Origin of the sequence: Chryseobacterium shigense (assembly GCF_900156575.1) — a bacterium.
Lineage (GTDB): Bacteria > Bacteroidota > Bacteroidia > Flavobacteriales > Weeksellaceae > Chryseobacterium > Chryseobacterium shigense.
Genome location: NZ_FTNY01000003.1, coordinates 395,858 through 420,387, shown reverse-complemented (window position 1 = coordinate 420,387; position 24,530 = coordinate 395,858). Strand labels below are relative to the sequence as shown.

The following is a 24,530-nucleotide window of genomic DNA, read 5'->3' as shown; positions in this document are numbered from 1 at the left end:
TTGAACCATTTAAGGTTTTATTTTTTTAATAGTAAGCCTTCAACTCCGCTCAGGCTGATATTGTTAATATGAGGTTGTTAATGATTCAAAATCGCATTAATTTTTAATTTTGATTCTTCTGTAGCCAGCTGTTCTATCACTTTTTTAAGTTCCGGATAATTGTTCATCTGTTCCCATGATGATGCAAACTGCGTGATATTTTGAACTCCTTTTTCCAGACTTGATATGAAATGTTGTTTCCTTTGGATTAATCCTCTGAAGCCGTAAGCTCCAAGTACCTGCAGGAATCGCATCATCTGGATTGGTTTTACCGAATTTTTTAGTTGAATTTTAACTTCTTCATTATCAAATTGTCCGATGTAATAATCAAGCATTTCGTTTTTGAAATCTTCCGGAAAATCAGCCTTAGCCTGATAGAGAAAGGAGATCACGTCATACATCAGTGGTCCTTCCATAGCAGACTGGTAGTCGATGAACGAAACTTTACTTTCTTCATTGACCATAATATTTCTGGCCTGGAAATCACGGATCATCATTCCTTTCGGACTGAGACTTTCAATGAGTGCAGCGATTTGTTTAAACTCTTTCAGCAATGCAGATTTACGATATTCCAGTTCCAGAACATCGGCTACGAAATTTTTAAAATAATACAAATCGTGAATGACGGGAAGTTCATCATACTTTTCGTATTCAAAAGTTTTTGAGAAATCAATTTTTCCCTGAGTCCCGATCTGAAGCTTAAAAAGTTTTACCAGAGTTTGTTTTACCAAGGTTCGTACATGATCGGAAAGCCCTTCTTCTGCAATAATTTCGGAAAGGGTGTGTTCACCAAGAAATTCCTGTATATAAACTTTTCTGTCGTCTGAAACAGCAAAAATAGCAGGAGTATTGAGCCCTAATTCAGAAAATACTTTAGAATAATAGAGGAAACTTTCGTTTTCAGGGATGTTTTCATTGCTGGTGACAATATATTTTTTGGTACCGGATTTGGCAAGAAAATTCACCCTTGCAGATCCGCTTTGAGCCAGTGTAATAAACTCGGAAGATGGGCTGCCCAGATACTTTTCAAAAAATTGTTTTGTGTTTTCGGAAGTCATAATATGGAAACAAATATACTAATTTAATGGGAGTTTGAGAGTATGAGGGTGCTGGAGTTTGAGAGGGTTGAAAAGTTATAAGTTATAAATTATGAGTTATTTGGAGTGGGTCCCGGAGTTGGGGGGCTTTCGCATTTTACTTGCGCAGCAAAATTCAGTATTCACATCCCTCAATCATAACCTAAAAATCTGGAATCACACGTCTGATATCTGGCATCTGAAATCTTAAACCAAACATTTCTTAGCTTACATTTCAGTCTAATTTTTATCTTTGTAGTATGCTAAAGGATTTTAAACCAGTTTTAAACATTTTGCTCAGGTTCATTGTCATTTATCTGGTATTGCTTTTTGCGTATCAGTTTTACCTGAATGCAGGTAAGGCAGATGGGCTGGATCCTTTTTCGAGAATGATTGCTGGTCAGGTGGCATCCATTCAGAAGGTTTCAGGATTTCCTACCTTGCTGTATGATGATGTGAAAAATGAGCAGGTGTGGTTTTATGTAAAGAAAAATTATGTAACGAGGATGGTGGAAGGATGTAATGCTATTTCAGTAATGATCCTCTTTATCTCATTTGTATTTGCTTTTTATAAAGGCTCTAAAACGTTTGTGTTTGTGCTGGCCGGACTTGTAATACTTTATCTTATGAATCTTCTCAGAATTGTAGGGTTGAACGTGGTGATGTCAGATTATAAAGAATATGGAAAAATGTTTCATGACTTTATTTTTCCGGCAGTGATTTATGGAACAGTGGTGGTTCTTTGGTTGGTATGGATTAAATTCTTTGCTTTAAAAAATGAAAATTCTTAACGGGCTTCTCGTCATTGCAGGAATCTGCGGTCTTATAGGGATACGGGTGCTTGAAGATAGTATCTTTTATGATCCATTTCTGGCGTATTTTCACGAAGCTAATAAAAATATTGAATTTCCTCCGTTTGAATGGGGGAGATTAATCATTGGACATCTTTTTAGATTTGTTCTTAACCTTATTTTTTCGTGCCTGATCATTCAGTGTCTTTTTAAAAATAGACAGTGGACTGTACAGGGAGCATTGCTGATTACGATCATTTTTGTCATTACTTTCCCCATTTATCTTTACTGTATCTCTGACAGATTTGACATTGGTTATCTTTTTTCCTTTTATATGAGAAGGTTTGTGATCCAGCCGCTGGCGTTACTTTTAATTGTTCCTATGTTTTATTATCGAAAGCAGTTAATGAGAGATAGGTCCATCAACCAGTAGTCAATCAGCCTATCTCTTGAGCAACTAATCAATGGTGTGTTTCTCTACACTTGTTACATTTTCCGGGGTCCATTGTACGCGTTTAACAAAGTCTTTTTCACGGACAGGGCAGTCTTTGATCTGACAAACTGGACATGATATGGTCTTGCAGTCATCCATATGGAAATTAAATTCTATGCTTCTTTTGATATTTTTAGCCAAGATGATAATCATTTTTTCCATTTCATCATGAGCTTCACGAAGACTGTAATACCAGGGCAGGGTGATATGGGCGTCAATATGGAGATTGGCTCCAAACTGCTGGATCTTCATATTATGAACATCTATCCATTCTATTCTTCTGTTTTCTTCCAGTACTTTGATAATTTGGTTCAGAAGGTCCGGATCCTGCTCATCCATAATTCCACTTAAAGACTTTCGAACGATCTTATAGCCCACATAGATAATATAAAAACCGAAAATAAGAGCCACTACCGAATCCAGCCAATAAATCTTTGTAAAGTAGACCACAATTAAACTGAGGACTACACCAAATGTTGTTACGGTATCAGATTGTAAATGTTTTCCAGAAGAAATTAATACCAATGAGTTTTCAGCTTTTCCTCTTTTGATGGAAATATAACCCAGGAAATAGTTGACTACAGCTGTTGCAGCAATGATCCATATTCCCAGGTCAAGCTTGGCCAGTGTTTTTCCTACGACTAAACTGTTGATGCCTTCGTAGATGATCATGATGCCCGCAATGGCTATCAAGGCGCCTTCAATGCCGGATGTTACAAATTCTACTTTTCCGTGGCCGTAAGGGTGGTCTTCGTCCTTAGGTTTTGCTGCCAGATGAAGGGAGTAGAGTCCCATGAATGCACTGATGACATTCACGACACTTTCCATAGCATCAGAAAATACAGCATCGGAATTGGTAAGCTTCCAGGCAATGATCTTCCCTATGAATAAGATGACCCCGAAAACGGCAATAAGTTTTTGAAATCCTATTTTGTCTTTGCTGCTGATGGTTTTTTTATTTTCCATAGTTTGATAAAAAAAAGAATCTCAATTTTGAGACTCTTTTTTATTTTGTTAGTTTAAACTAAGTTGTTGGCTGATAAGTATTCTGCAATCTGTACCGCGTTGGTTGCTGCTCCTTTTCGCAGATTGTCTGCTACGATCCAGAGGTTCAGCGTTTTGGGCTGGGAGAGATCCCGTCTTATCCTGCCGACGAAAACGTCGTCTTTACCTTCTGAGTACAGCGGCATTGGATATTCGTTGTTTTTAACATTGTCCATAACGACTACACCCGGTGTTTCAGATAAAATCTTTCTTACTTCATCAAGGTCAAATTCATTTTCAAATTCAATATTCACACTTTCTGAGTGTCCTCCCTGCACAGGAACTCTCACTGCAGTTGCGGTAAGATTGAAGGTGTCATCACCTAAAATTTTCTTAGGTTCTTTCATTAATTTGATCTCTTCCTTCGTATAATCATCATCACTGAACACGTCACAGTGAGGGAGAGCATTTTTGAAGATCTGATAAGGGTACACTTTGGCCACGCTGTCATCTCCGCTGATTTCAGCATTGAGCTGATCTACAGCAGCTTTTCCTGTTCCTGTTACAGACTGGTACGTAGAAACGACCACTCTTTTCAGATCATATTTTTTATTCAATGGTCCCAAAACCATTACGAGTTGAATCGTAGAGCAGTTCGGATTGGCAATAATCTTGTCTTCCTTGGTCAAAACATGGGCGTTGATTTCAGGAACCACCAGTTTTTTGGTAGGATCCATTCTCCAGGCAGAAGAATTGTCAATGACCGTGGTGCCTGCTTCTGCAAACAGAGGGGCAAATTCAAGAGAAGTATCTCCTCCGGCAGAAAAAATAGCAATATCCGGTTTGGCAGCTATAGCGTCTTTCATGCTTACAATCGTAAATTCTTCCTGTTTATACTTCACCTTCTTTCCTACAGATCTTTCGGATGCTACCGGAATTAATTCTGTTACAGGGAAGTTTCTCTCCTCCAAAACTTTAAGCATAACTTGTCCAACCATTCCTGTTGAACCGACTACAGCTACTTTCATTGATTTAATTAAAAATTTAAGGTTAAACTATTACAAAAGTATCAACGCATCATTGACTCCTTTGTATTTTATTTTTTAAGCCCCAAAGACTCTCATCCAAGGGAACGCGAATGCAAATAAACCTACTGCAATAAGACCCATGATCACAATTGCCAGTGAAATGGTGTCATTAGATTTTACTTTCTTATTAATGATGGTCATTAATACGGCTGCGATCAGCATAGAAAATGGGTGCTCTACAAATGTCTGTCTGCTGTAAGCATCTTTCATTAATGTTCCTGCTGCTATTGCCGCTTTAAAGCCCGGAGAGGTGAACAGTAAACATACGCCCAATAAAAACTGAACGTGAAAGAAAATCATCGTAAAGAGGGTAATCTTCTTTAAAAATTTGTTCACTTTACCACTGAAGCCAAACATTGTAGCTAAAAGGGCAATAATAAATAATGAGGTCAAAAGAAGTTCAAGATACCCGAATCCTTTGTGTGCATTAAGCAAAATCTTGTAAAAATCCATATTCAATTTTTTCTATTTTTCTAAGTACAAATATAACAAAAATCCCGGCTAAAAGCCGGGATAGATATTTATAAAATCTAATATAATGATCTTATTAGAAGTTGAATGACAATGTTGCTGCCCATGTTCTTCCGAATCCGAAGAATACCTGGTTAGATGTATCCAATCCTTTGTAGAAGTTTTTTGGATTATTCATATAGGCATCATACTTTTGTTGTGCAGTTGTAGTTACCCCTCCTGTAGTACTTGTTGCAAAATCAGATAATTGCTTGATCTGAGTACTTGTGTTAGATTCTGCGATATAAGTTGTGTCGAACAAGTTATAAACGTTTCCTCTGATTGTAAAGTACTGTTGCTTGTTATTTAGATTAATTCTGTAAGAAATACCAAGGTCAAATAAGTTGTAGTTTGGAAGTTTTAAAGTTCCTCTTTCTGCAGTAGACTTCACACTGAAGTTATAAGCATCTAAACTAGCATACAAGTTGCTTGTGCTTCTCCATGTTGTATCAAAGCTAAGATTTGTAACAGGTCTAATGGTAAATCCTAATGCTGCAGTCATTTGAGCAGCTTCTCCTACTTTGGCTTTATCTAGATACAATTGAGTTTCATTGCTAGACGTTCCAGGGAAGTTAAATGGTAGATTAGTAGTATCTTCAAATAGAGTTGCTGTAGCATTTCCTCTATAATACCAATCTCCGTAAGAGAACATACCGAAGGCTGAGAAGAATTTATTTAAGGTATAGTTGGCATCTACTTCCACTCCCATGTGTACTTCATTCAGTCCAGTGATTTCAGCATAGAAAGTTTTGTTTGTAGCAACATCTCTCAAGCTTGATCTTCTAAGGTATCTGTCATCCCAGGTTGTTCTATATAGGTTAACATTAGCATTGAATTGAGCTGTTCTGAATCCATATCCTAGTTCTGCACCAAATATCTTTTCATTGGTAAGATCTGGAGAAACAACATTTTCATTACTTCTGTAAACTGCATTGAAGAAAGGTTGCTTTTCGTAATAACCTACATTTCCGAAAATATTATGTTTTTCATCGATGTTATAGTTAATACCAGCTTTAACATTATATCCAAATAGGTTTTTAAATCCTGTTTTGGTATTCATGATTTCACCTCTTTTGGAAGTGGTAACTCCATCGATGATAAAGTTATCAATTCTCTGGAAACCTTGGTTCGAAACGGAACCTTGAAGAAACGCTGAAATTTTATCGTTTGTATATTCAAATTGTCCGAATGCTCCATACCAAAGTACTTCACCATCATTACTATAACCGATTCTGTTATTTAAATCGTCAATTTTTCCTCCAAATGGGTTCCATGAAGCTTCTGGCTTAGAAACAGCCGTCACCAAATTAGGTGGGATGTTTTTATTGGCTTTGTCAAGGTATCCACTTCCTCCTAATAGATCAGTTACTACCTGATAGTGATATCCATAATAGTATCTTGCATCAATCCCGGTCGTGAACTTCATGTTGTCATTAATCTTGTGATTAAAGCTAGAAATTAATCCAAACCAGTTATGTGAATTGATTGAAGCATTTCTGATCAATATCCCTTTGTCAGGTGTTGATGCCTGGTTAGCTGCAAAAACATTATCAAAATTATATAAACCAGTAGTTGCGTCTCTAAAGCTAGCTAGGTTTTTTCCATTGGCAGTACCTGTGGTGTTTGTTCCTCCACCTCTACCAAAAGAGCCATACAATACTGTATTAAGTTTTGAGTTTTCGCTCATGGTCCAGTCCCAGTTTAATGACATTACTGGCTTGTGGTAGTAGTTTACTCTTGCAGAGTATTCTTCACCTTTAAGGTATCCCCAATCAGAATTATATCTTCTGTTTGGTGTACCATCCTGATCAGGATTGAATCCAATATAGTTTGCAATTGAAATTGCAAATGATCTTTGGTTGTGCCATTGTGGAGCTCCAGTGATGGTAAACTGGAAGTCATGATTACCTCCTGGTTTTTTATATCCTACAGCAAAATAATAGTTGTATCCTTCAAACTTAGTTCCATCTGCATACATAGAACCTGCAGTTCTACTCATTAAGAATGAAGAAGACCATCCTTTAGCAGATTTTCCTGTATTGTATGCAAAAAGAGTCTTTAAATAATCATCATTTCCTAAACCTAAAGAAACGATCCCTCCTTGCTTTTTATCAGCAGCTCTGGTGATGATATTGACGGTACCTCCTACAGAAGCAATAGCTAATTTTGATGAACCAAGACCTCTCTGAACCTGCATTGCAGAAGTAACGTCAGATAGTCCAGCCCAGTTTGACCAGTAAACAGATCCTCCTTCCATATCGTTTACAGGCATACCATTTACCATTACAGCAATGTTATTTTGGCTGAATCCTCTAATGTTTAATTTAGAGTCTCCAAAACCTCCACCACCTTTAGTAGCATAAACAGACGGAGTTGTGTTTAGGATTTCAGGAAATTCCTGATTTCCTAATCTTTCAACAATTTGTGCTTCTTTAATTGTTGAAACAGCTACCGGTGTTTTTCTATCTTTGGCGATATCGGCAACACCAGTTAATACAACTTGTTCAATGTCATTGGATTTAGTTTTCACTGTATCCTGAACCTGTTGAGCATAATAGACGCTGGCTGTAGATAATGTAATAACTGCAGATAGCATCGATTTGTTGATTAATTTCATAATCGTTAGTAATAGTTAGATTTAATTTTCTGCAAAATTCGCGAAATAAAATTTAACTAATATTAACTGTATGTTAATTTTTACTTAATCTTAATAAGTGTTAAGTTGTTGATAATTAATGTTATATATTAAAATTGAATTTTAATATGAAAAAAATCATATTATTGAGTTTTTAATAAACGCAGGGTGTTTTTATTAAAAATACAACGCTATTTCACGGCTTTGAGACTCAAATCTATATTTTCAGCCGAATGGGTAAGGGCTCCCGCAGAGATATACGTTACGCCTGTTGAAGCGATTTCTTTTAACATTTCACGGGTAATTCCGCCTGAAGCTTCAGACTCACATGAACCGTTGATCATGTCTACAGCCTGCTTCATCATCGTAACATTCATGTTGTCAAGCATGATTCTGTCTACTTTTGCTTTAATGGCTTCTTTCACTTCTTCAAGATTTCTTGTTTCAACCTCGATTTTTAATTTTTTCTTATTGCTTTTAACATAGTCTTTCGCCATTTTCACTGCATGAGTAATACTTCCGTTATAGTCGATGTGGTTGTCTTTTAACATGATCATATCATAAAGACCATATCTGTGATTGGTACCACCGCCTATTGCTACGGCCCATTTTTCGCATATTCTGAAATTCGGGGTTGTTTTTCTGGTGTCCAAAAGTTTTGTTTTAGTTCCTACTAATCTGGAATCCCAATCATGAGTAAGGGTAGCAATTCCGCTCATTCTCTGCATGCAGTTCAGAATAAGTCTTTCTGTAGAAAGAATAGACCGGGCGTTTCCGGTTACGATTAAAGCAATGTCTCCTACCTTGGCAGAATCTCCGTCTTTTATAAATACTTCAACTTTTAAATCTTTGTCAAAGGTCTTGAAAATAATTTCTGCCAGCTCAACACCTGCCAAGATACAATCCTGCTTTACCAGAAGTTGGGCACTTTGCTCCAAATCCTTTGGAATGGTGGAGAGGGTAGAGTGGTCTCCATCCTGAATATCTTCTTCTAAAGCGTTTTTTATAAACGTTTTTAATGCTTTATCGGTAACGTAGCTTGGTCTTTTCATTATTATTGCTTTTAGGCTAAATCTTTATTATAAAATGCACCCTTATTTTCCGTCATCTCCATAGATTGGATGATAATGAGATGGGCAACCGTTGTCAGGTTCCTTAATTCGGATAATTGCGGTGAGAGAATAGAGTAGTGGTAAATCTCATCAACAGCTGCTGCAATTTCCTGATGTTTTTGAAGAGCCATTGTAAGGCGTTTATTACTTCTCACAATGCCTACCAGATCGCTCATCATTTCCTGAAGCTGTTTTCTGAGGTAACTTACGATAACCATTTCATCCATGATTTTCATGCCATCTTCATTCCATTCCGGAACAGCTTTCAGATCGTCAAAATTAAAATTGTTTTCTTTAAGTAGAGCTACGGTCTTTATTGCGGCATTATGTCCGAAAACCAGACCTTCCAGTAAAGAGTTGGAAGCGAGTCTGTTAGCGCCATGAAGTCCTGAATTGGTGCATTCTCCTACAGCAAAAAGATTTCTTATAGAAGATTGTCCGTCACGATCTACCTCGATACCTCCCATCAGATAATGGCAGGCGGGTACCACGGGTATTAATTGAGTAAAAGGATCAATACCTTCTTCTCTGCATTTTTTATAAATATTCGGAAAATGTTCAAGAAATTTTTCGTGGTCCATGTCCCGGCAGTCAAGACCGGCATATTCATCTCCGGAGATCTTCATTTCATTGTCGATGGCTCTGGCCACAATATCTCTGGAGGCTAATTCTTCACGCTCATCATATTTGTGCATGAATTTTTCACCTTTCCTGGTTCTTAATTTAGCACCGTCTCCTCTTACGGCTTCAGAAATAAGGAAAAGCATTCCGTTAATCTTACTGTATAATGCTGTGGGATGAAACTGATAATATTGCATGTTGGAAACCTTACCTTTTGCACGAGCAACAAAAGCGATTCCATCTCCGGTAGCAATGGTGGGATTGGTGGTGTTCTTATAAACATGTCCAGCGCCTCCCGTAGCTGCCAATGTTATTTTTGAAGTGATCTTTTTGATCTTTTTTGACTTTTCGTCAAGGATATAGGCTCCGTAGCAGTTGATATCACTTTGGCTTACTTCTTTTCCCGGAACATGATGCTGGGTGATAATGTCAATAACATAATGATGATCCAGAATCTCAATATTTGGACTGTTTTTCGCAGTTTCCAGCAAAGCTCTCTCAATCTCAAATCCTGTAATATCTTTGTGGTGAACAATTCTGTTTTCAGTATGTCCGCCTTCTCTTCCCAATGCAAACTGTCCGTTTTTCATGTCGAAATTCGCTCCCCATTCCACAATCTCATTGAATCTTGCAGGAGCTTCTCTTACGACCATTTCTACAACATCACGTTTGTTTTCGCCATCTCCGGCACGCATGGTATCTTCGATGTGTTTCTCGAAATTATCGTTTTTAAAGTCGGTGACTACGGCCAGTCCGCCTTGTGCATATTTAGTATTGCTTTCGTCTTCGTCAGATTTTGTTACGATGATGATCTTGGCATCAGGAAACTGTTCAGAAACTTTAATGGCATAGGAAAGTCCCGAGATGCCGGAACCAATTACTAATACATCCGCTTTTATCATATGCTTGCTTTAGGTACAATCGTTTAATATTAAATAAATTTAAACAATTTTTCGTTTGGTTTTCTTACTTTTTTCATGTGCTGAAAATGATCTTCCTCAGAACGGTAGCCTAAAGCGAGGGTGACGGTTACTTTTTCTGTCTCAGGATTGATGTTAAGGATCTCTTCTATCAGGTCCTGCCGGAAGCCTTCCATAGGGCACGAATCTATGTTTTCAATAGCAGCAGCATACATCAGGTTGGCCAGAACTATATAGGATTGCTTTTCTGCCCAGTTGAAAATTTCATCCTGTGTTTTTTGAATAATATGTTGATTGATACTTTTTCGGAACAGGTCAAGTTTTTCAACAGGAGTTTCCCTTACCTCGGAAATATGATTAAAATAACCGTGAATATAGCTTTCATCAATCGTTTTCTTTGAAATAATGACGATAAGGTGAGAGCAGGTAGAGATCTGGGATGGATTATAGAAAGCTGGAATTAATTTCTGTTTCATCTCCTCACTTTCAACGACTAATACTTTGTACGGTTGAAGCCCAAGAGAACTTGCGGACAATTTCCCTGATTCAAGAATATTGTACAAGGTATCCTGAGGAATGATCTCATGATTAAATTTTTTCACAGAATATCTTCTGCTTAAAGCTTCCAAATAATTCATAGGACAAATTTAAGAATTGAATACGAATAAAGCGGCTTTAAAATGAAATATATACCTCTAGAAATGACAAAAAAAGAGTCACTCCAAATTTGGAGTGACCCCGGGGTATTTAAAAATAATCAATTTAAATTTATTCTCTGTTTTTTACCATAATCCAACCTGAGAATTTGATTGGCGTATTCTTGCTGTTGTTCTCATTCCATGTGATGGAATACCAGTAGTTTCCGGTAGGAACTTTCTTACTTCCGTTGGTCGTTCCGTCCCATGTATATCTGTTGGATTTATCAGCCTGGAAAAGTTTATAACCATATCTATCAAAGATTCCGATCTGTAGATTTCTTTTGTTTGAAAGGGCAGAATAATCAATGGCATCATTCACCCCGTCTCCGTTCGGAGTGATCACATTGATCAGATTCGGAACCGTAATGCTGACCTCGATAGGTTCGCAGTCATAGTTATCTTTGACGAAGATCTTGGTTTCACCTCTGGCAACATTGGTGAATATGTTGGAATCCTGCCAGTGTATATTATCCATTGAATATTGGTAAGGCGGAGTTCCTCCGTTGACAAAAACAGTGACCGTACTTGCTGAAATATCAATAGTTGTAACCACTGGCTGCTCAGAAGCATATACTTTGACTGTCTGTAATGCGGTACAATCTCCGGTTTTTAGTTTTACCCAGTAAGTTCCTACTCCTACATTGGTTATAGTCTGTGTAGTGGCACCTGTACTCCATAAATATGAATTGAATCCAGGTCCGGCATCTAAGGTCGTTTTATCCTCAATACAGATAATTTTGTCCTTTAGTACGTTTGATAAGACCGGGGCTAAAACGGTTAATGTTACTTTAGCAATAGCGTAGCATCCTTGTGCGTTGAATACTTTGATATAGATTACTCCTGAGGGTGCTGTATAGGTTAGGAAATTTAAGATTTCATTGGTTCCGCTTACGGCGTCTGCAAGAGATGGATAGTATTTTTTCGTTGCGCCAGTTACCGTTGTTACGGTAGCATTACTCAAATTGAATGTTCCTAGTGAATGATTGGTTTCAAGGAAACATGATCTTAAAGAAGCATCAGTTACAATGACAACCGGGTTAAGATTCAGGGTAACCTTTGCCGTACTTAGGCATCCCTGCGGGGTCGTTACTTTTGCAAATAGTATTGCTGCTCCTGAGGCGTATGCAGTAGGATTCGGAATTTGGTTGATTCCTGCATTAAGTTCGTACATTGTATTGTAGAACTGCATCGTAGATCCGGGAACCGTTGTTAAGGCTGCTGTAGTGAGGTCAAATGTAGCGGTCCCTGCATTATTGTTGTTACATCCTGTAAGGGTAGCATCAGTTGCTGCGAACGGTGTTGGATTTAGTTGTATAACTCCGTCTCCATTGTCGCATAGGGTTGAGCTTGGATCTTTAATGACGACTTTAATGGTTGTGTTGCCTGAGTATGGGAAACTGCTCGGATTGGTAATAGGAGTCGAGCTTCCTAAAACATAGTAAGTGAACAGGTAATTCGCAGGATTATTGACAAATTGCGCATTAAATGACGTAAGATCTACAGTTCCTGTTCCTGTTGCAGGGTTTGTACATACAAATGGAGTGACCGTAGCGTTCAGGATGGGTACTTTATCTACAAAAACTTTGACATTCTTGATAGAGTGCCTTGCGCTGGCGCCTCCTGTAGCTGCTGAAAAACCGAAGTAGCCTTGTGACATTCCTATTGCTGCTCCTGAAGGGGCAAACGACTGGTCTACTATAAGGACACCATCCAGTTTGATTTTTATAATCCAGTTTGTCGGATTGGTAAGATCCGTTTCACCGTTTACTTCTACATGCTTATAGACTGGTCCTACGAAAGGTTGGGTTGCTATAAGATCGGGAGAATGGAATGTGCTGCCAGGAGTATTGTTGTATTCAATATTATTTCCTGCCGTATCATTGGTTCCATAAAGCAGGTGTATTTTGCTCATCTGCCCTTCTGTGCTGTTGTTGAAGATATCAAATCCTACCATAAGTCCCGACGCATTTCCCGGAATTCCAAGACCGCCTCCCGATACGAATCCGGTAGGGGGATTGACAAGGTACCAGAATGTGAAACCATCTCCTCTTCCGAACTGTGTAGTTCCGTTTCCGTCGATCCTGAAATCAAATTCCACCTTCCATTTGTCACAATAGCTTAAGGTGATCGGAGTAGCCAGTTTTATAGCGCCGTATAAGCTGGTGTTATCTGTGGTAAGGCGAATAAAGTCGTTGTCAACAGCTGCATTTGAAACAAGGTCCCAACCTGTGGTGTTAACAGGATTTCCTGTAAGCTGATATGTTTGTGAAAACAGTTGTCCAGAAAAGCCTAATAGAATGGTTAAATAATAAATGAGTAGTTTTCTTTTCATGTGAAGCGATGGGTTTGAGGTTACTGTTATAAATGTATTTATTTTGTTTGGGAGTATATAATGAATAATTGTCAATTGTTTGGTTTAAATTGTCAATTTCAAATTAATTTTAATCAATAGATGAAATAATTAAAATAATATTATCTTTTTGTTATTCTTGGGGCGAACTAGTGTTTTTCCTGTGATTGTGTATATCAAAAAAATCACTCTAAAAAAGAGTGATTTTTTTATATAGAGGGTTATTCCCTGTTTTTTACCAATATCCATCCTGAATATTTTGTAGCCGTATTGTTTTTGTCATTCTCATTCCATGAGATAGAATACCAATAAGTTCCTGTAAGAATTTTTTTACCTGAAGCTGTTCCGTCCCATTTGAAGTTTCTCATTTTGTTCGCTTCATAAAGCTTGTTCCCATACCTGTCATATACTATAAACACAAGATTTTTCTTGTAGGCCAGTGCAGAATAATCGATATAGTCATTCACGTTATCACCATTGGGGGTGATTGCATTAATCAGATTCGGAACGGTGATCTGTACCTCAACGGGCATACAGTTGTAAAAGTCTTTAACGAAAACCTGAGCTTCGCCTCTGTGAAGTCCCGTAAACGTATTGGAATCCTGCCAGTCAGTACCGTTTAAAGAATATTTATAGGGCGGAGTTCCTCCCGATACATTGACGGTTACTGTTGTATTATTGATGTCGATACTTGTAATGACAGGATTGGCTGAAGCGATAACCTTTACGGTCTGCATTGTAATACAATCTCCTGTCTTTAATTTTACCCAATAAAGACCTACTCCAACTCCCTGAATAGATGAGGTGGTAGCTCCGGTGCTCCATTCATAGCTGTTAAAACCAGGACCAGCATCCAGATCTGTTCTGCCGTCAATGCATATTATTTTGTCCTTTAAAACAGTAGAAATTACAGGGGGTAATACCACAAGATTGACTTTTGCAAGAGCAAAACATGCAGTGGCATCTGTTACTTTTACATATACTGAAGTGCTTACAGACATATACTGAGTCGGATTTACAATTTCATTGGTTCCGGCCAGAGCATCTGCGACAGAGGTGTAATATTTTTTAGAGAAACCGCTTGTCAGTGTTGTTACATTAGCGGAAGTCAGATCAAACAGGGCATTCGTGATATTGTTTTGAAGAAAACAAGAACGAAGTGTGGCTTCTTTCACGGGAGTGTCCGGGTAGAATGCTAAAGTGATTTTTGCAGTACCGGTACATCCCAATGGAGTAGTTACTTTTACATAAACGGTTCCTGCTGCGGAAGTGTAGGTTCCCGGATTTTGTATTTCATTGGTGCCTGAATTGAGATCATTCAGGGTTCTGTAGTATTTTTTGACAACACTAAGTCCGCCTGCTACATCCGCCGCATTGAGGTTGAATAATCCAGTTCCTGCCTTATTGTTGTTACAAGCGGTTAAAGTTTTATCAGTAAGCAAAAGAGGGGCGAGTACCAATAGTATCTTGCCGTCCGGGTTATCACATAAGATCCCTGCATTATCCTTGACAACCACAGTCACTGTGGTATTTGCGTTGAATTGGTAGTTGGTGGGATTCGTAATAGGCGTTGAGCCCTGTAGATAGGTGAAAGTATAATTCGAAGGATTACTTACAAATTGTGAATTAAACGAGGTTAAATTTACAGACCCGAATCCTGTAGTGGGATTAGGACAGAAAGATTGTGTCGCTGTACTTTGTAAAATAGGAACTTTATCGGTGTAAATTTTTACGTTTTTAATAGAATGTCTAGATCTTGCCCCGCCTGTAGACGCAGAAAATCCGAAGTATCCAACAGTCATGGCTGCTGCCGTACCTGCCGGAGCGAAAGACTGATTGCATATTAAGGTGCCGTCAATTGTTATTTTTACAATCCAGTTAGTGGGAATGGCCGGATCTACCTGAGCGGTTACTTCAACATGCTTATAGTTGGTTCCCTGAAATGGAAGTGTGGTATTAAGATCCGGTGAGTGAAAAGAGCTTCCGGCGGTATTAAAGAATTCTACATTGTTCGTGTCACTGGTATTCGCGACTTGTCCGTACGCAACATGCACTTTACTCATCGTTGCAGTAGTGGTATTGTTGTACGTGTCAAATCCTACGATAAAACCAACTGCATTTTGGGAAACTCCGAGACCGGAACCTAAGACACTTGCTACCGGTGGATTCGCCAGGTACCAAAATGCGATGCCATCTCCGTTTGAAGTTTGGTTAGAGTCCATTCTGAAATCAAATTCAACTCTCCATTTATCACAGTATTTTAAGTTGATGGGATCGTTCAGTCTTATAGATCCTGATTGATTGTTGGTATCCGGTGTAAGCTGAACAAAATCACCGTTGACCTGAGTGGGGGCAACCATTGTCCATCCGGTAGTGGTTACCGGATTACCCGTTAGCTGATACGTTTGGGAAAGGAGTCCTCCTGATAAAAAAAGCAGCAGAAGAGAAATATAAGACAGTAAAAATTTATTCATGTAATTGGGATTACTTTTAATTAGATACTGTAAATATATTAAATCCCAATTAATTAATATGTGTTTAATGTTAATTTTACCGAAAATGATAGTGAATTTTCAATGAATGATACAATATGCGGGTGAATATTGAATAGTGTGGAGTTGTGTTTAGATTCATTAAAAAAGAGAATTGGTTTCCAAACCTTCAAAATAGGTGTCGATTTCAAGATCGGAGGAAGCCGCAGCAGCAACGGCAAGTTTGTCGCAAAGCTCATTTTCAAAATGACCTGCGTGGCCTTTTATCCAGTGCATTTTTGGGGTATGCTTATTGTACATTTCAATGAATCTTTTCCACAGATCTGGATTTTTTACATTTTTCCATCCTCTTTTGATCCATCCTGCGATCCAGTTTTGATTTACTGCATCAGCTACGTATTTGCTGTCTGTATAAATATGAATGTCATTCTCCGAAGACTTTAGTTTTTCCATTGCGGAAATTACAGCCAGGAGCTCCATTCTGTTATTGGTGGTTTTCCTGAAACCTTTGGAAAATGTTTTCTGATAATTCTTTTCAGGAACACGCATGAGAATTCCATAGCCTCCTTTTCCGGGATTTCCGCTGCATGCACCGTCGGTATATATTTCTATTCTCAAAAGTTTAGGGAGGTATAAATTAGTAGTCTATTTAAAATAAATTGAAAGAATACTAAACTGTTATTTAATTTAAAATGCTATAAAATTTTAAAACGGGAAATCATCATCGTCATCAAAATCATTCATTGATGATCCTGAAAGTTTCGAGCTGTCCGGAAGATCAAATGCAGCACCCGGCTGAATAGTTGTCTTGATCTTGTCAAATCCACTAGGTTCATTAGATCCGAAATTAGAAGGATAACCTCCTAAACCTCCATCAAAAGCGGCTTCAATATCTCCAAATCTTGCAAAATGTTTTAGGAATGATAATCTTACATCAGCGGTTGCCCCATTCCTGTGTTTTGCTATGATCAGCTCGGCCTGGTTTTCCGTTGGGGTTTCTGCACCCTCTTCATCGTTATCCCATACTGCAATTTTATAATACTCCGGTCTGAAAATAAAGGATACAATATCCGCATCCTGCTCAATCGCTCCGGATTCCCTAAGATCAGAAAGCTGAGGTCTTTTTCCCGGACGGGCTTCCACACTTCTCGATAGCTGTGAAAGGGCTATAACCGGTACATTAAGTTCTTTTGCAATGGCTTTTAATGAACGGGAGATCATGGAAATTTCCTGTTCACGGTTGCCGACTCCTTTTCCTCCGCCTCCTGCGGTCATCAGCTGAAGGTAGTCGACCATGATCAGTCTTACTCCGTGCTGCATCACCAGTCTTCTGCATTTTGCACGGAAGTCGAATATAGAAAGAGAAGGGGTCTCATCAATAAAAAGCGGTGCGTTTTCCAGTTCAGATACATTGGAGAAAAGTCTTTGCCATTCTTCGTCATCCAAAGTTCCTTTTCTCAGTTTCTCAGAAGAAATTTTCGTTTCAGAAGCAATCATCCTGGTGATAAGCTGTACGGATGCCATCTCCAGAGAGAAGAGCACCATGGGAATCTTGTGGTCTACTGCAATATTTCGTGCCATGGACAGAAGGAAAGCGGTCTTTCCCATTGCCGGACGGGCTGCGATAATAATAAGGTCGGAATTTTGCCAGCCTCCTGTTTCTTTATCAATATCTCTAAATCCTGAAGGTACTCCGGAAAGTCCCTCTTTATCTTTTAAAGATTTAATCGTTTCAATAGCCTGCTTTACCAATGAATTAGCCGTGTCAAAACCTTTTTTAATCGTCCCGTTGGTGATTTCAAAAAAGGATTGTTCTGCTTTATCCAAAAGTTCGAATACATCAGTAGATTCCTTGTATGAAGAATCAATAACGTTGGCTGAAACATTGATCAGACTTCTTAAGATATATTTTTCAAGAATAACACGGACATGATATTCAATATGGGCAGATGAACTTACTCCCATTGTAAGATCAATGATATAATGATCTCCTCCGGCCTGGCTTAGTTTATCTTCTTTTTTCAACTCCTGAATGATCGTCATAAGATCCACAGGATGGTTGCCTTCATAAAGTTTTAAAATCGTGGAGAAAATAACCTGGTGTCTAGGGTCGTAAAATACTTCCGGAGTCAGAAGGTCAATAGAGTGATCCAGTCCCTTTTTGTCAATCAAAAAAGTTCCTATAACCAGTCTTTCAAAATCTACAGCATTGGGTGGCATTTTTCCATCCGCAATAGATAGCTCTCTTGCAAAGTTTCCGTGCGTTAGGGATGATAATGTTTCTTTCTGCGCCATGATGCAAAGATAGTTTATTTAAAAAAAATAATAACTAACAAGTTATCAGCAATCCTCCGGACGTATTATAAACAGAACCAAAAAGGTGTTGATAAAATTTGGGGATCAAAAATAGAAAATTTTCAATAAGTAGCATTCATTCATTTGAAAATGATTGCTGTTTTTTGGATTATTATGTTTATTAGAGATGATTTGTTGAATGAAGTGGAAAATAATACATAAAAAAAGACTGTCATTTGCGACAGTCTTTTTTTATGATATTTAGAATAACTTATTCTTTATTTTTCACCAATATCCATCCTGAATATTTAGTTTCGGTACCGTTCTTATCGTTTTCGTTCCATGAGATCGTATACCAGTAAGTGCCGGTAGGGATTTTCTTGCCGGAAGCTGTTCCGTCCCATTTGTAATCTCTCATTTTATTCGCCTCATAAAGTTTGTTTCCGTATCTGTCATAAACTATAAATATAAGGTTTTTCTTGTAAGCGAGCGCAGAGTAGTCAATCTCGTCATTCACTTTATCTCCGTTCGGAGTAATTGCGTTGATCAGATTTGGAACCGTAACGGTAATCTGGATAGGATTACAGTTGAAAGAATCTTTCAAGAATATCTTGTTCTCTCCTCTAGGAAGTCCGCTGAACGAGTTCGTTGCCTGCCATGTAACCCCATCAGTTGAATACATATATGGAGGAGTTCCGCCTGATGCATTCACTGTAATGGTATTGTTGCTGATCTCTACACTGGCAATTACCGGTTGTGTGGACGCAAAAATGGTTACAGTCTGAAGTGTAAAGCATTTTCCTGTTTTCAGTTTTACCCAGTAAACCCCTATTCCTGCATTACTGATCGATTGCGTCGTAGCTCCCGTGCTCCATTCATATCCGTCAAATCCAGGTCCTGCATCAAGGGTCGTTTTTTCTTCCGCACAAATCGTTTTGTCTTTCAGGACAGCAGATTTTACCGGAGGGAGAACTTTGAGTGTTATCTTAGAAATAGCATAACACTGATTAGCATTAGTAACCCTTACATAAACTTCGGTGCTTGCGGTAAGATAAGCATCAGGTGCTGCAATTGAGTTGGTTTCAGCTGTCGCGTCAGTTAATGTCTTATAGAATTTTTTGGTTTGCCCTGCAATAGCTCCTACATCAGCTAGTGTCAGATCAAATTTTGCCCGCAGGATATCGTTTTCGATATAACATTCCTGTATCAAAGCATCTTTTAAAGTAACTACCGGATGGAAGGATAAGGTAATATTTCCTATAGCAGTACATCCGAATGCAGAAATTACTTTTGCATATACTATTTTTTGAGCTGAAATATAGCTGGTTGGATTCGTGATCTCATTGGTGTCAGCATTTAAATCAGCAAGGGTTGGATAGTATTTTTTTGTACCTCCGGTAAATACATCTGCTGTAGTCAGATCAAATTTTCCAGTTCCTTCTCCATTATTATTACACGCAAAAATTGTAGCGTTTTTAGCGGTTATGCTTGCGTCTTTGAACTTGAACTTACCACTGATGAAACATTTGTTAATAACACTGTCTGGATTATCAGGATCCAGATATCTGATTCTGTAGTAATAGGTGGTTGTTCCGTTTACTGTAGCTATGTTAAGAGGATTATCCCCGGTAACAACATCATTGGTATTGTTATGATAGGTAACTTTGAAGTTAGGATTGTTTCCATTAACGATACCTGCAGTAAGTGTATTGAAATTGAACTGTGAAGGAAGCCCGCATACCATAACGTCGCTTGGTTGAGTAGCATCAGCATTTGGAATTCCAGGTGGCAGAAAAGGATTCGGTGCCAGAACAGGATCGTTGAAGGCTGAACTTAAACTTGCAGTCCCTCCCCAGATTAATTTAAATCCATCCGGAGAACTTCTAAAATTGTCTACAACCAGATAGTACGTTTCTCCGGCTTGTACTTGCATATAAGGGCTCCATTCAAATGCATTCCCTGCGTTTCCGTTGGTGTTGGGAGGTGGAGGTGGAGGCAAGGTTAAAGTAAGACCAGTATTTCCTGTTGGAGTACTACCGTTATAGTTACATCTTAGTGGTGTTACAAAAACGTTACCGGTATTTAAAGAGGTACATCCATTGGTCGTTGGACCATATACTGCAAAATCGTAATCATCGGAATTAACATTTGGATCAATAACGAAGGTTAATGTTCCTGCTGTTGCAACGGTAAAAGTATACCATACCGAGTAATTTTCATTTCTGCCCAGACATCCATTTGTCGATAGATTTTCAACGATATCTCCATGTCCGGACGGAGTATAGGAGATTTCGGAGTTTCCGCAGAGTGGAATGGCCGAGACACAATCGGACTGTGCATAAAACACCTGTGCTATAAATAAAATTAAAAGAAGTAATGTTTTTTTCATGTTTAAAATGATTTTTGTGAAACAAGATTTAAGTAAAATAAAGTTATCAGCATTTATGTTGAAAAAAACCGCCCCGTAGAGCGGTTTTGTATTTTTAACAAGAAATTATTCTCTGTTTTTTACCATTACCCATCCTGAGAATTTGAATGGCGTATTCTTTTTATCATTTTCATTCCAGGTTACAGAGTACCAGTAGGTTCCTGTAGGGATCTTTTTCCCAGCTACTGTTCCGTCCCACTTATATCCGTTAGATTTGTCGGCCTGGTGGATTTTAGTTCCATACCTATCAAAAATACTGAATATAAGCCCATTTTTACCGGATAATGCTGAATAGTCTATGAAGTCATTAACGCCATCTCCGTTTGGAGTAATGACATTGATAAGATTAGGTACTACCACTGTGATCTCAATAGGGTCACAGTCATAAGCATCTTTTACATAGATCTTGTGGTCTCCTCTTGAAACGTTAGTGAATACATTGGAATCCTGCCAGTTGACATTATCCATAGAATACTTGTATTCCGGAGCTCCTGCAATAACATTCACTGTTATCGTTGTATTTGATATATCAATGCTTGAAACGACAGGCTGCTCAGAAGCGTATACTTTTACAGTCTGTAATGTAATACAGTCACCCGTCTTCAATTTAACCCAGTAAGTTCCCACAGCTACATTGTTGATGACCTGTGTAGTTGCTCCGGTGCTCCACTCATACCCATTGAATCCAGGACCTGCATCCAGAGTTGTTTTATCTTCTATACAGATGATTTTATCATGTAAAACATTAGAGTAAACAGGCGAAAGAACGGTCAGTGTCACCTTTGCAATATTATAACATCCCTGTGCATTGATCACTTTTACATAGATCACTCCGCTTGGTGCTGTATAGGTTAGGAAATTTAAAATTTCATTCGTTCCGTTTACGGCATCTGTCTGAGAAGGATAATATTTTTTAGTAGCTCCAAGTTGAGTTGTTACCGTAGCATTACTTAGATTAAAGGTACCCAGTGAATGATTGGTTTCAAGAAAACATGTTCTTAAAGAAGCGTCAGTTACTGATACCAATGGGTGGAATTTCAGAGTAATTTCTGCCGTTGCGGTACATCCGAATTCGCTTGTTGCTTTTACAAATATCTTTCCTTCTGCTGATACAAACTGGTATATAGTAGGGCTTGTAATTTCATTAGTTCCAGCGTTAAGGTCGAACATTGTAGGATAATACTTCAACACGTGGTTCGGTAAGGCTCCGATGGTAGCAGTGGTAAGGTCAAACATTGCTGTTCCGGAGTTATTATTGCTACAGCTGGTAAGGGTCGCATTGGTTAAGGTAAAACTACCATTCCTGAATTTGAATTTTCCCGTAATAAAACAGCCATTCATTGGATTGGTTGGATTGACGGGATCCTGATATACCACTCTGTAATAATAAACGGTTGCAAAGTTAACAACCTCTGAAGTCACAGGATTTCCTCCCGTAATCGCATCATTGGTGTTTTTATGATAGGTTACCTTGAAATTGGCGCTGTTACCATTGATAACTCCTGCATTCAGAGAGAGGAAGTTGAATGGTGTAGCCAATGAGCATACGGTTACCTCGTTCGGGTCAGCAGGGTTAGCCGCCGGAAGTCCCGGGGTAATGAATGGAAACGGAGCAAGAGCCGGGTCATTGAATGCAGAACTCAAACTTGCAGTACCTGTCCATGTTAGAGAAAATCCATCAGGTGAACTTCTGTAGTTATCCACAACAAGGTAATACGTTTCGCCAGCTTGTACCACCATGTGTGGGCTCCATTCTGCCTGGTTTCCTGCACTTCCATTCGTGTTGGGCGGTGGCGGTGGCGGTATTGTTAGCAGTAAACCTGTATTTCCCTGAGAAGAACCTGTACCGTTGAAATTACATCTTACAGGCGTTACAAAAACGTTACTGTTGTTCAGAGAAGTACAGCCGTTGGTGGTAGGTCCATAAACTGCAAAGTCATAATCATCGGTATCAATTGTGGGATTAATAACAAATGCCAGCGTTCCTGAAGTGGCTGCCGTAAAGGAGTACCACACTGAAAAGTGTTCGTTTTCGGTGTCACTCAGACAAGAGTTGGCACCAATGCCTTCCAGTATATTTCCTGGTCCGGAAGGGGTATAAGAAATATCCGAGTTTCCGCAGATAGATATTGCACTAATACAATCTGATTGGGCATATAAAATGCGTGAGCAGATGATTAGAAAAATGAGTAATGCTTTTTTCATAAAGGGGGATTTAAAAAAGACAAATATAAAAAATTATTAAAGTTAATTTAAAGATTTTGTGATATATTTAATAGAATAGCCATATTATTGTTTAATAATTCATTTTTCTCAGCTTGGGATTGGTACTTGCTACCAGAATAGCTACCAGTACCGTCATGCTTCCCCCAAAGACTACAGAACGCACTACGCCTAATAACTTTGCCATTAAACCACTTTCAAACTGTCCCATTTCATTGCTGGACATAATGAATATAGAATTTACACTCAGTACACGGCCTCTGATATGGTCCGGAGTCTTAAGCTGAACAATAGTTCCTCTGATGACAACTGAGATTCCGTCAAGCATTCCGCTCATGACAAGGAATATAAAAGAAAGCCAATACAGCTTGGATAGTCCGAAACCAATAATGCATAACCCAAATCCGGCAACGACCACCAAAAGTATTTTTCCCTGGTTTTTCCTTAAAGGAACAATCGCTAAAAGGGTGATAATACACATAGATCCTATATCAGAAGCGGCATTCAAAAGTCCGAAACCTTCTGCTCCTGCATCCAGAATGTCTGTGGCAAACACCGGAATCATCGCTACAGCTCCTCCAAACAGAACGGCAAACATATCAAGGCATAACGCCCCTAAAATTTCTTTGGTCTTGAATATATAGGAAATACCTTCTCGCATACTCTCCACAACATTTACTTCTTCTTTTTTATATTCTGAATGCTGTTGTTTCAGTTGCCAGAAAAATAAAGAAGCGATAAATATTAACGAAATAATAACGATTAAAGTATATTTTACTCCAAAATAACCAATAAGAAGTCCGCCTGCAGCATGTCCGCATACCGATGATATCAGAAATGTAGCCTGATTCAGAGTGACTGCATTGGGCAGGTTTTCCTTCTTTACGATTTTAGGAATCATGGATGGGACAATCGGGCCTATGAAAGCTCGCGCAATTCCAGTAAAAAATATAACCCCATATATAAAATAAGTGATTTCATGTCCGTTAAAATGCATTTCTACATTAAAAAAGGCCGGGATAAGCAGAAGGCCAATCAGAAAAACATAGGCGTAGTTACAAATCAGCAGCAATCGCTTTTTTTCATTCATGTCAATAACATGTCCGGCATATAAAGCACAGCTAACAGCAGGAATGACTTCTGATAGTCCTATGAGTCCTATTGAAAACGGATCTTTTGTTAATTGATATACCCACCATCCTAATAAAGTAGCAAGCATTCTGAAGGCTAAGACAATAAAAAATCTTCCCGTAAGAAGATTCCTGAATTCAACATTTTGCAATGTTTTTAACGGTGTAAAGGAAATCATGCACAAAAATAGCCCTAAATATTTATTTAAGGCTGTTTTATATAGCGATTTTTAAATGATAAATCAAATAGGGTCTGAAAGATAAAATCTATTTAGTCTGCTCTCAGAGAACTGATCACGATGGCTGCAACACCAGCTGCTCCAATTACCGTAGCGCCAGCTGTTACCCGTGCTCTGGATCTGTCCTTTACAGCAGAAACATTGGATTTCGGAATGATCACTTCTGTGCTGTCTTTTTTGCCGGCAGTTCCTATAAGGTTATCACCATCGATGTTTCGGAATAGCATTTTCTTTTTTGGAGAACCATCTTTCATGGTAACAACATACGTTTTTCCAGCTTGAAGATTAGAATAATTATTTTTTGAAATATCGTCACTGTACTTTGTGGTAGCGCAGGATGAAATCACAAATAAAGAGGTTAGTAAAGATGATTTTAAAAGTACAGATGCTTTCATTATTATTTTTT

The 24,530-nt window shown here is 38.5% G+C and carries 18 protein-coding genes; 2 read left to right on the top strand and 16 right to left on the bottom strand.

Features of this window, described 5'->3' with window-relative positions:
* Positions 1-77: 77 nt before the first annotated feature.
* The gene (locus tag BW964_RS11425) at positions 78-1,097 is read right to left on the bottom strand and encodes an aminoglycoside phosphotransferase family protein (protein ID WP_076507303.1); all 1,020 of its coding nucleotides are present in this window, start codon (positions 1,095-1,097) and stop codon (positions 78-80) included.
* Between the two features lie 278 nt (positions 1,098-1,375).
* Between BW964_RS11425 and xrtF the strand changes: the two genes are divergently transcribed.
* Both xrtF and BW964_RS11415 read left to right on the top strand, forming a co-directional pair.
* Complete coding sequence (gene xrtF / locus BW964_RS11420) at positions 1,376-1,906, top strand: exosortase family protein XrtF (protein WP_076507301.1); 531 nt, start codon at positions 1,376-1,378, stop codon at positions 1,904-1,906.
* A complete protein-coding gene (locus tag BW964_RS11415; RefSeq protein WP_076507299.1) occupies positions 1,893-2,339 on the top strand; it encodes an exosortase F system-associated membrane protein in 447 nt (148 codons plus the stop codon). Before xrtF ends, BW964_RS11415 begins: the two co-directional genes overlap by 14 nt.
* Before the next feature lie 24 nt (positions 2,340-2,363).
* Here the strand turns inward: BW964_RS11415 and BW964_RS11410 are convergent, their stop codons facing one another.
* The 15 genes from BW964_RS11410 to BW964_RS11340 form a co-directional block, all read right to left on the bottom strand.
* Positions 2,364-3,365, bottom strand: a complete 1,002-nt coding sequence (locus BW964_RS11410) for a cation diffusion facilitator family transporter (RefSeq protein WP_076507297.1) — start codon at positions 3,363-3,365, stop codon at positions 2,364-2,366.
* Between the two features lie 53 nt (positions 3,366-3,418).
* Positions 3,419-4,411, bottom strand: a complete 993-nt coding sequence (locus BW964_RS11405) for an aspartate-semialdehyde dehydrogenase (RefSeq protein ID WP_076507295.1) — start codon at positions 4,409-4,411, stop codon at positions 3,419-3,421.
* A gap of 75 nt (positions 4,412-4,486) precedes the next feature.
* The gene (locus tag BW964_RS11400) at positions 4,487-4,924 is read right to left on the bottom strand and encodes a hypothetical protein (RefSeq protein ID WP_076507293.1); all 438 of its coding nucleotides are present in this window, start codon (positions 4,922-4,924) and stop codon (positions 4,487-4,489) included.
* A 94-nt stretch (positions 4,925-5,018) separates the two neighbouring features.
* Positions 5,019-7,598, bottom strand: coding sequence for a TonB-dependent receptor (locus BW964_RS11395; protein WP_076507291.1), 2,580 nt, complete (start codon positions 7,596-7,598; stop codon positions 5,019-5,021).
* 209 nt (positions 7,599-7,807) lie between these two features.
* Positions 7,808-8,668, bottom strand: coding sequence for a carboxylating nicotinate-nucleotide diphosphorylase (gene nadC, locus BW964_RS11390; protein WP_076507289.1), 861 nt, complete (start codon positions 8,666-8,668; stop codon positions 7,808-7,810).
* Between the two features lie 11 nt (positions 8,669-8,679).
* Positions 8,680-10,251 (bottom strand): L-aspartate oxidase, encoded by a 1,572-nt coding sequence (nadB, locus tag BW964_RS11385; protein WP_076507287.1) that lies wholly within the window; start codon positions 10,249-10,251, stop codon positions 8,680-8,682.
* Positions 10,252-10,280: 29 nt separating this feature from the next.
* Positions 10,281-10,907, bottom strand: coding sequence for an NAD(P)H-dependent oxidoreductase (locus BW964_RS11380; protein ID WP_076507285.1), 627 nt, complete (start codon positions 10,905-10,907; stop codon positions 10,281-10,283).
* Positions 10,908-11,037: 130 nt separating this feature from the next.
* Positions 11,038-13,299 carry a T9SS type B sorting domain-containing protein gene (locus tag BW964_RS11375; protein ID WP_076507283.1) on the bottom strand — a complete coding sequence of 754 codons (2,262 nt, stop codon included), beginning with the start codon at positions 13,297-13,299 and terminating at the stop codon, positions 11,038-11,040.
* A 239-nt stretch (positions 13,300-13,538) separates the two neighbouring features.
* The gene (locus BW964_RS11370; RefSeq protein ID WP_076507281.1) at positions 13,539-15,791 is read right to left on the bottom strand and encodes a T9SS type B sorting domain-containing protein; all 2,253 of its coding nucleotides are present in this window, start codon (positions 15,789-15,791) and stop codon (positions 13,539-13,541) included.
* A 159-nt stretch (positions 15,792-15,950) separates the two neighbouring features.
* Positions 15,951-16,427 (bottom strand): ribonuclease HI, encoded by a 477-nt coding sequence (gene rnhA / locus BW964_RS11365; RefSeq protein ID WP_076507279.1) that lies wholly within the window; start codon positions 16,425-16,427, stop codon positions 15,951-15,953.
* A gap of 87 nt (positions 16,428-16,514) precedes the next feature.
* On the bottom strand, positions 16,515-18,104 hold the full coding sequence (dnaB, locus tag BW964_RS11360) for a replicative DNA helicase (RefSeq protein ID WP_073330452.1): 1,590 nt from the start codon (positions 18,102-18,104) through the stop codon (positions 16,515-16,517).
* A 271-nt stretch (positions 18,105-18,375) separates the two neighbouring features.
* Positions 18,376-20,493 carry a T9SS type B sorting domain-containing protein gene (locus BW964_RS11355; protein ID WP_076507277.1) on the bottom strand — a complete coding sequence of 706 codons (2,118 nt, stop codon included), beginning with the start codon at positions 20,491-20,493 and terminating at the stop codon, positions 18,376-18,378.
* 105 nt (positions 20,494-20,598) lie between these two features.
* Positions 20,599-22,737, bottom strand: coding sequence for a T9SS type B sorting domain-containing protein (locus BW964_RS11350; protein ID WP_076507275.1), 2,139 nt, complete (start codon positions 22,735-22,737; stop codon positions 20,599-20,601).
* 91 nt (positions 22,738-22,828) lie between these two features.
* The gene (locus BW964_RS11345) at positions 22,829-24,064 is read right to left on the bottom strand and encodes an MFS transporter (RefSeq protein WP_076507273.1); all 1,236 of its coding nucleotides are present in this window, start codon (positions 24,062-24,064) and stop codon (positions 22,829-22,831) included.
* Between the two features lie 92 nt (positions 24,065-24,156).
* Positions 24,157-24,519, bottom strand: a complete 363-nt coding sequence (locus BW964_RS11340) for a hypothetical protein (protein WP_076507271.1) — start codon at positions 24,517-24,519, stop codon at positions 24,157-24,159.
* Between the last annotated feature and the right edge of the window lie 11 nt (positions 24,520-24,530).

Excerpts from the sequence above, each read along its gene's own strand:
- BW964_RS11425 (WP_076507303.1), bottom strand. The coding sequence starts at position 1,097 with ATGACTTCCGAAAACACAAAACAATTTTTTGAAAAGTATCTGGGCAGC.
- xrtF (WP_076507301.1), top strand. The coding sequence starts at position 1,376 with ATGCTAAAGGATTTTAAACCAGTTTTAAACATTTTGCTCAGGTTCATT.
- BW964_RS11415 (WP_076507299.1), top strand. The coding sequence starts at position 1,893 with ATGAAAATTCTTAACGGGCTTCTCGTCATTGCAGGAATCTGCGGTCTT.
- BW964_RS11410 (WP_076507297.1), bottom strand. The coding sequence starts at position 3,365 with ATGGAAAATAAAAAAACCATCAGCAGCAAAGACAAAATAGGATTTCAA.
- BW964_RS11405 (WP_076507295.1), bottom strand. The coding sequence starts at position 4,411 with ATGAAAGTAGCTGTAGTCGGTTCAACAGGAATGGTTGGACAAGTTATG.
- BW964_RS11400 (WP_076507293.1), bottom strand. The coding sequence starts at position 4,924 with ATGGATTTTTACAAGATTTTGCTTAATGCACACAAAGGATTCGGGTAT.
- BW964_RS11395 (WP_076507291.1), bottom strand. The coding sequence starts at position 7,598 with ATGAAATTAATCAACAAATCGATGCTATCTGCAGTTATTACATTATCT.
- nadC (WP_076507289.1), bottom strand. The coding sequence starts at position 8,668 with ATGAAAAGACCAAGCTACGTTACCGATAAAGCATTAAAAACGTTTATA.
- nadB (WP_076507287.1), bottom strand. The coding sequence starts at position 10,251 with ATGATAAAAGCGGATGTATTAGTAATTGGTTCCGGCATCTCGGGACTT.
- BW964_RS11380 (WP_076507285.1), bottom strand. The coding sequence starts at position 10,907 with ATGAATTATTTGGAAGCTTTAAGCAGAAGATATTCTGTGAAAAAATTT.
- BW964_RS11375 (WP_076507283.1), bottom strand. The coding sequence starts at position 13,299 with ATGAAAAGAAAACTACTCATTTATTATTTAACCATTCTATTAGGCTTT.
- BW964_RS11370 (WP_076507281.1), bottom strand. The coding sequence starts at position 15,791 with ATGAATAAATTTTTACTGTCTTATATTTCTCTTCTGCTGCTTTTTTTA.
- dnaB (WP_073330452.1), bottom strand. The coding sequence starts at position 18,104 with ATGGCGCAGAAAGAAACATTATCATCCCTAACGCACGGAAACTTTGCA.
- BW964_RS11355 (WP_076507277.1), bottom strand. The coding sequence starts at position 20,493 with ATGAAAAAAACATTACTTCTTTTAATTTTATTTATAGCACAGGTGTTT.
- BW964_RS11350 (WP_076507275.1), bottom strand. The coding sequence starts at position 22,737 with ATGAAAAAAGCATTACTCATTTTTCTAATCATCTGCTCACGCATTTTA.
- BW964_RS11345 (WP_076507273.1), bottom strand. The coding sequence starts at position 24,064 with ATGATTTCCTTTACACCGTTAAAAACATTGCAAAATGTTGAATTCAGG.
- BW964_RS11340 (WP_076507271.1), bottom strand. The coding sequence starts at position 24,519 with ATGAAAGCATCTGTACTTTTAAAATCATCTTTACTAACCTCTTTATTT.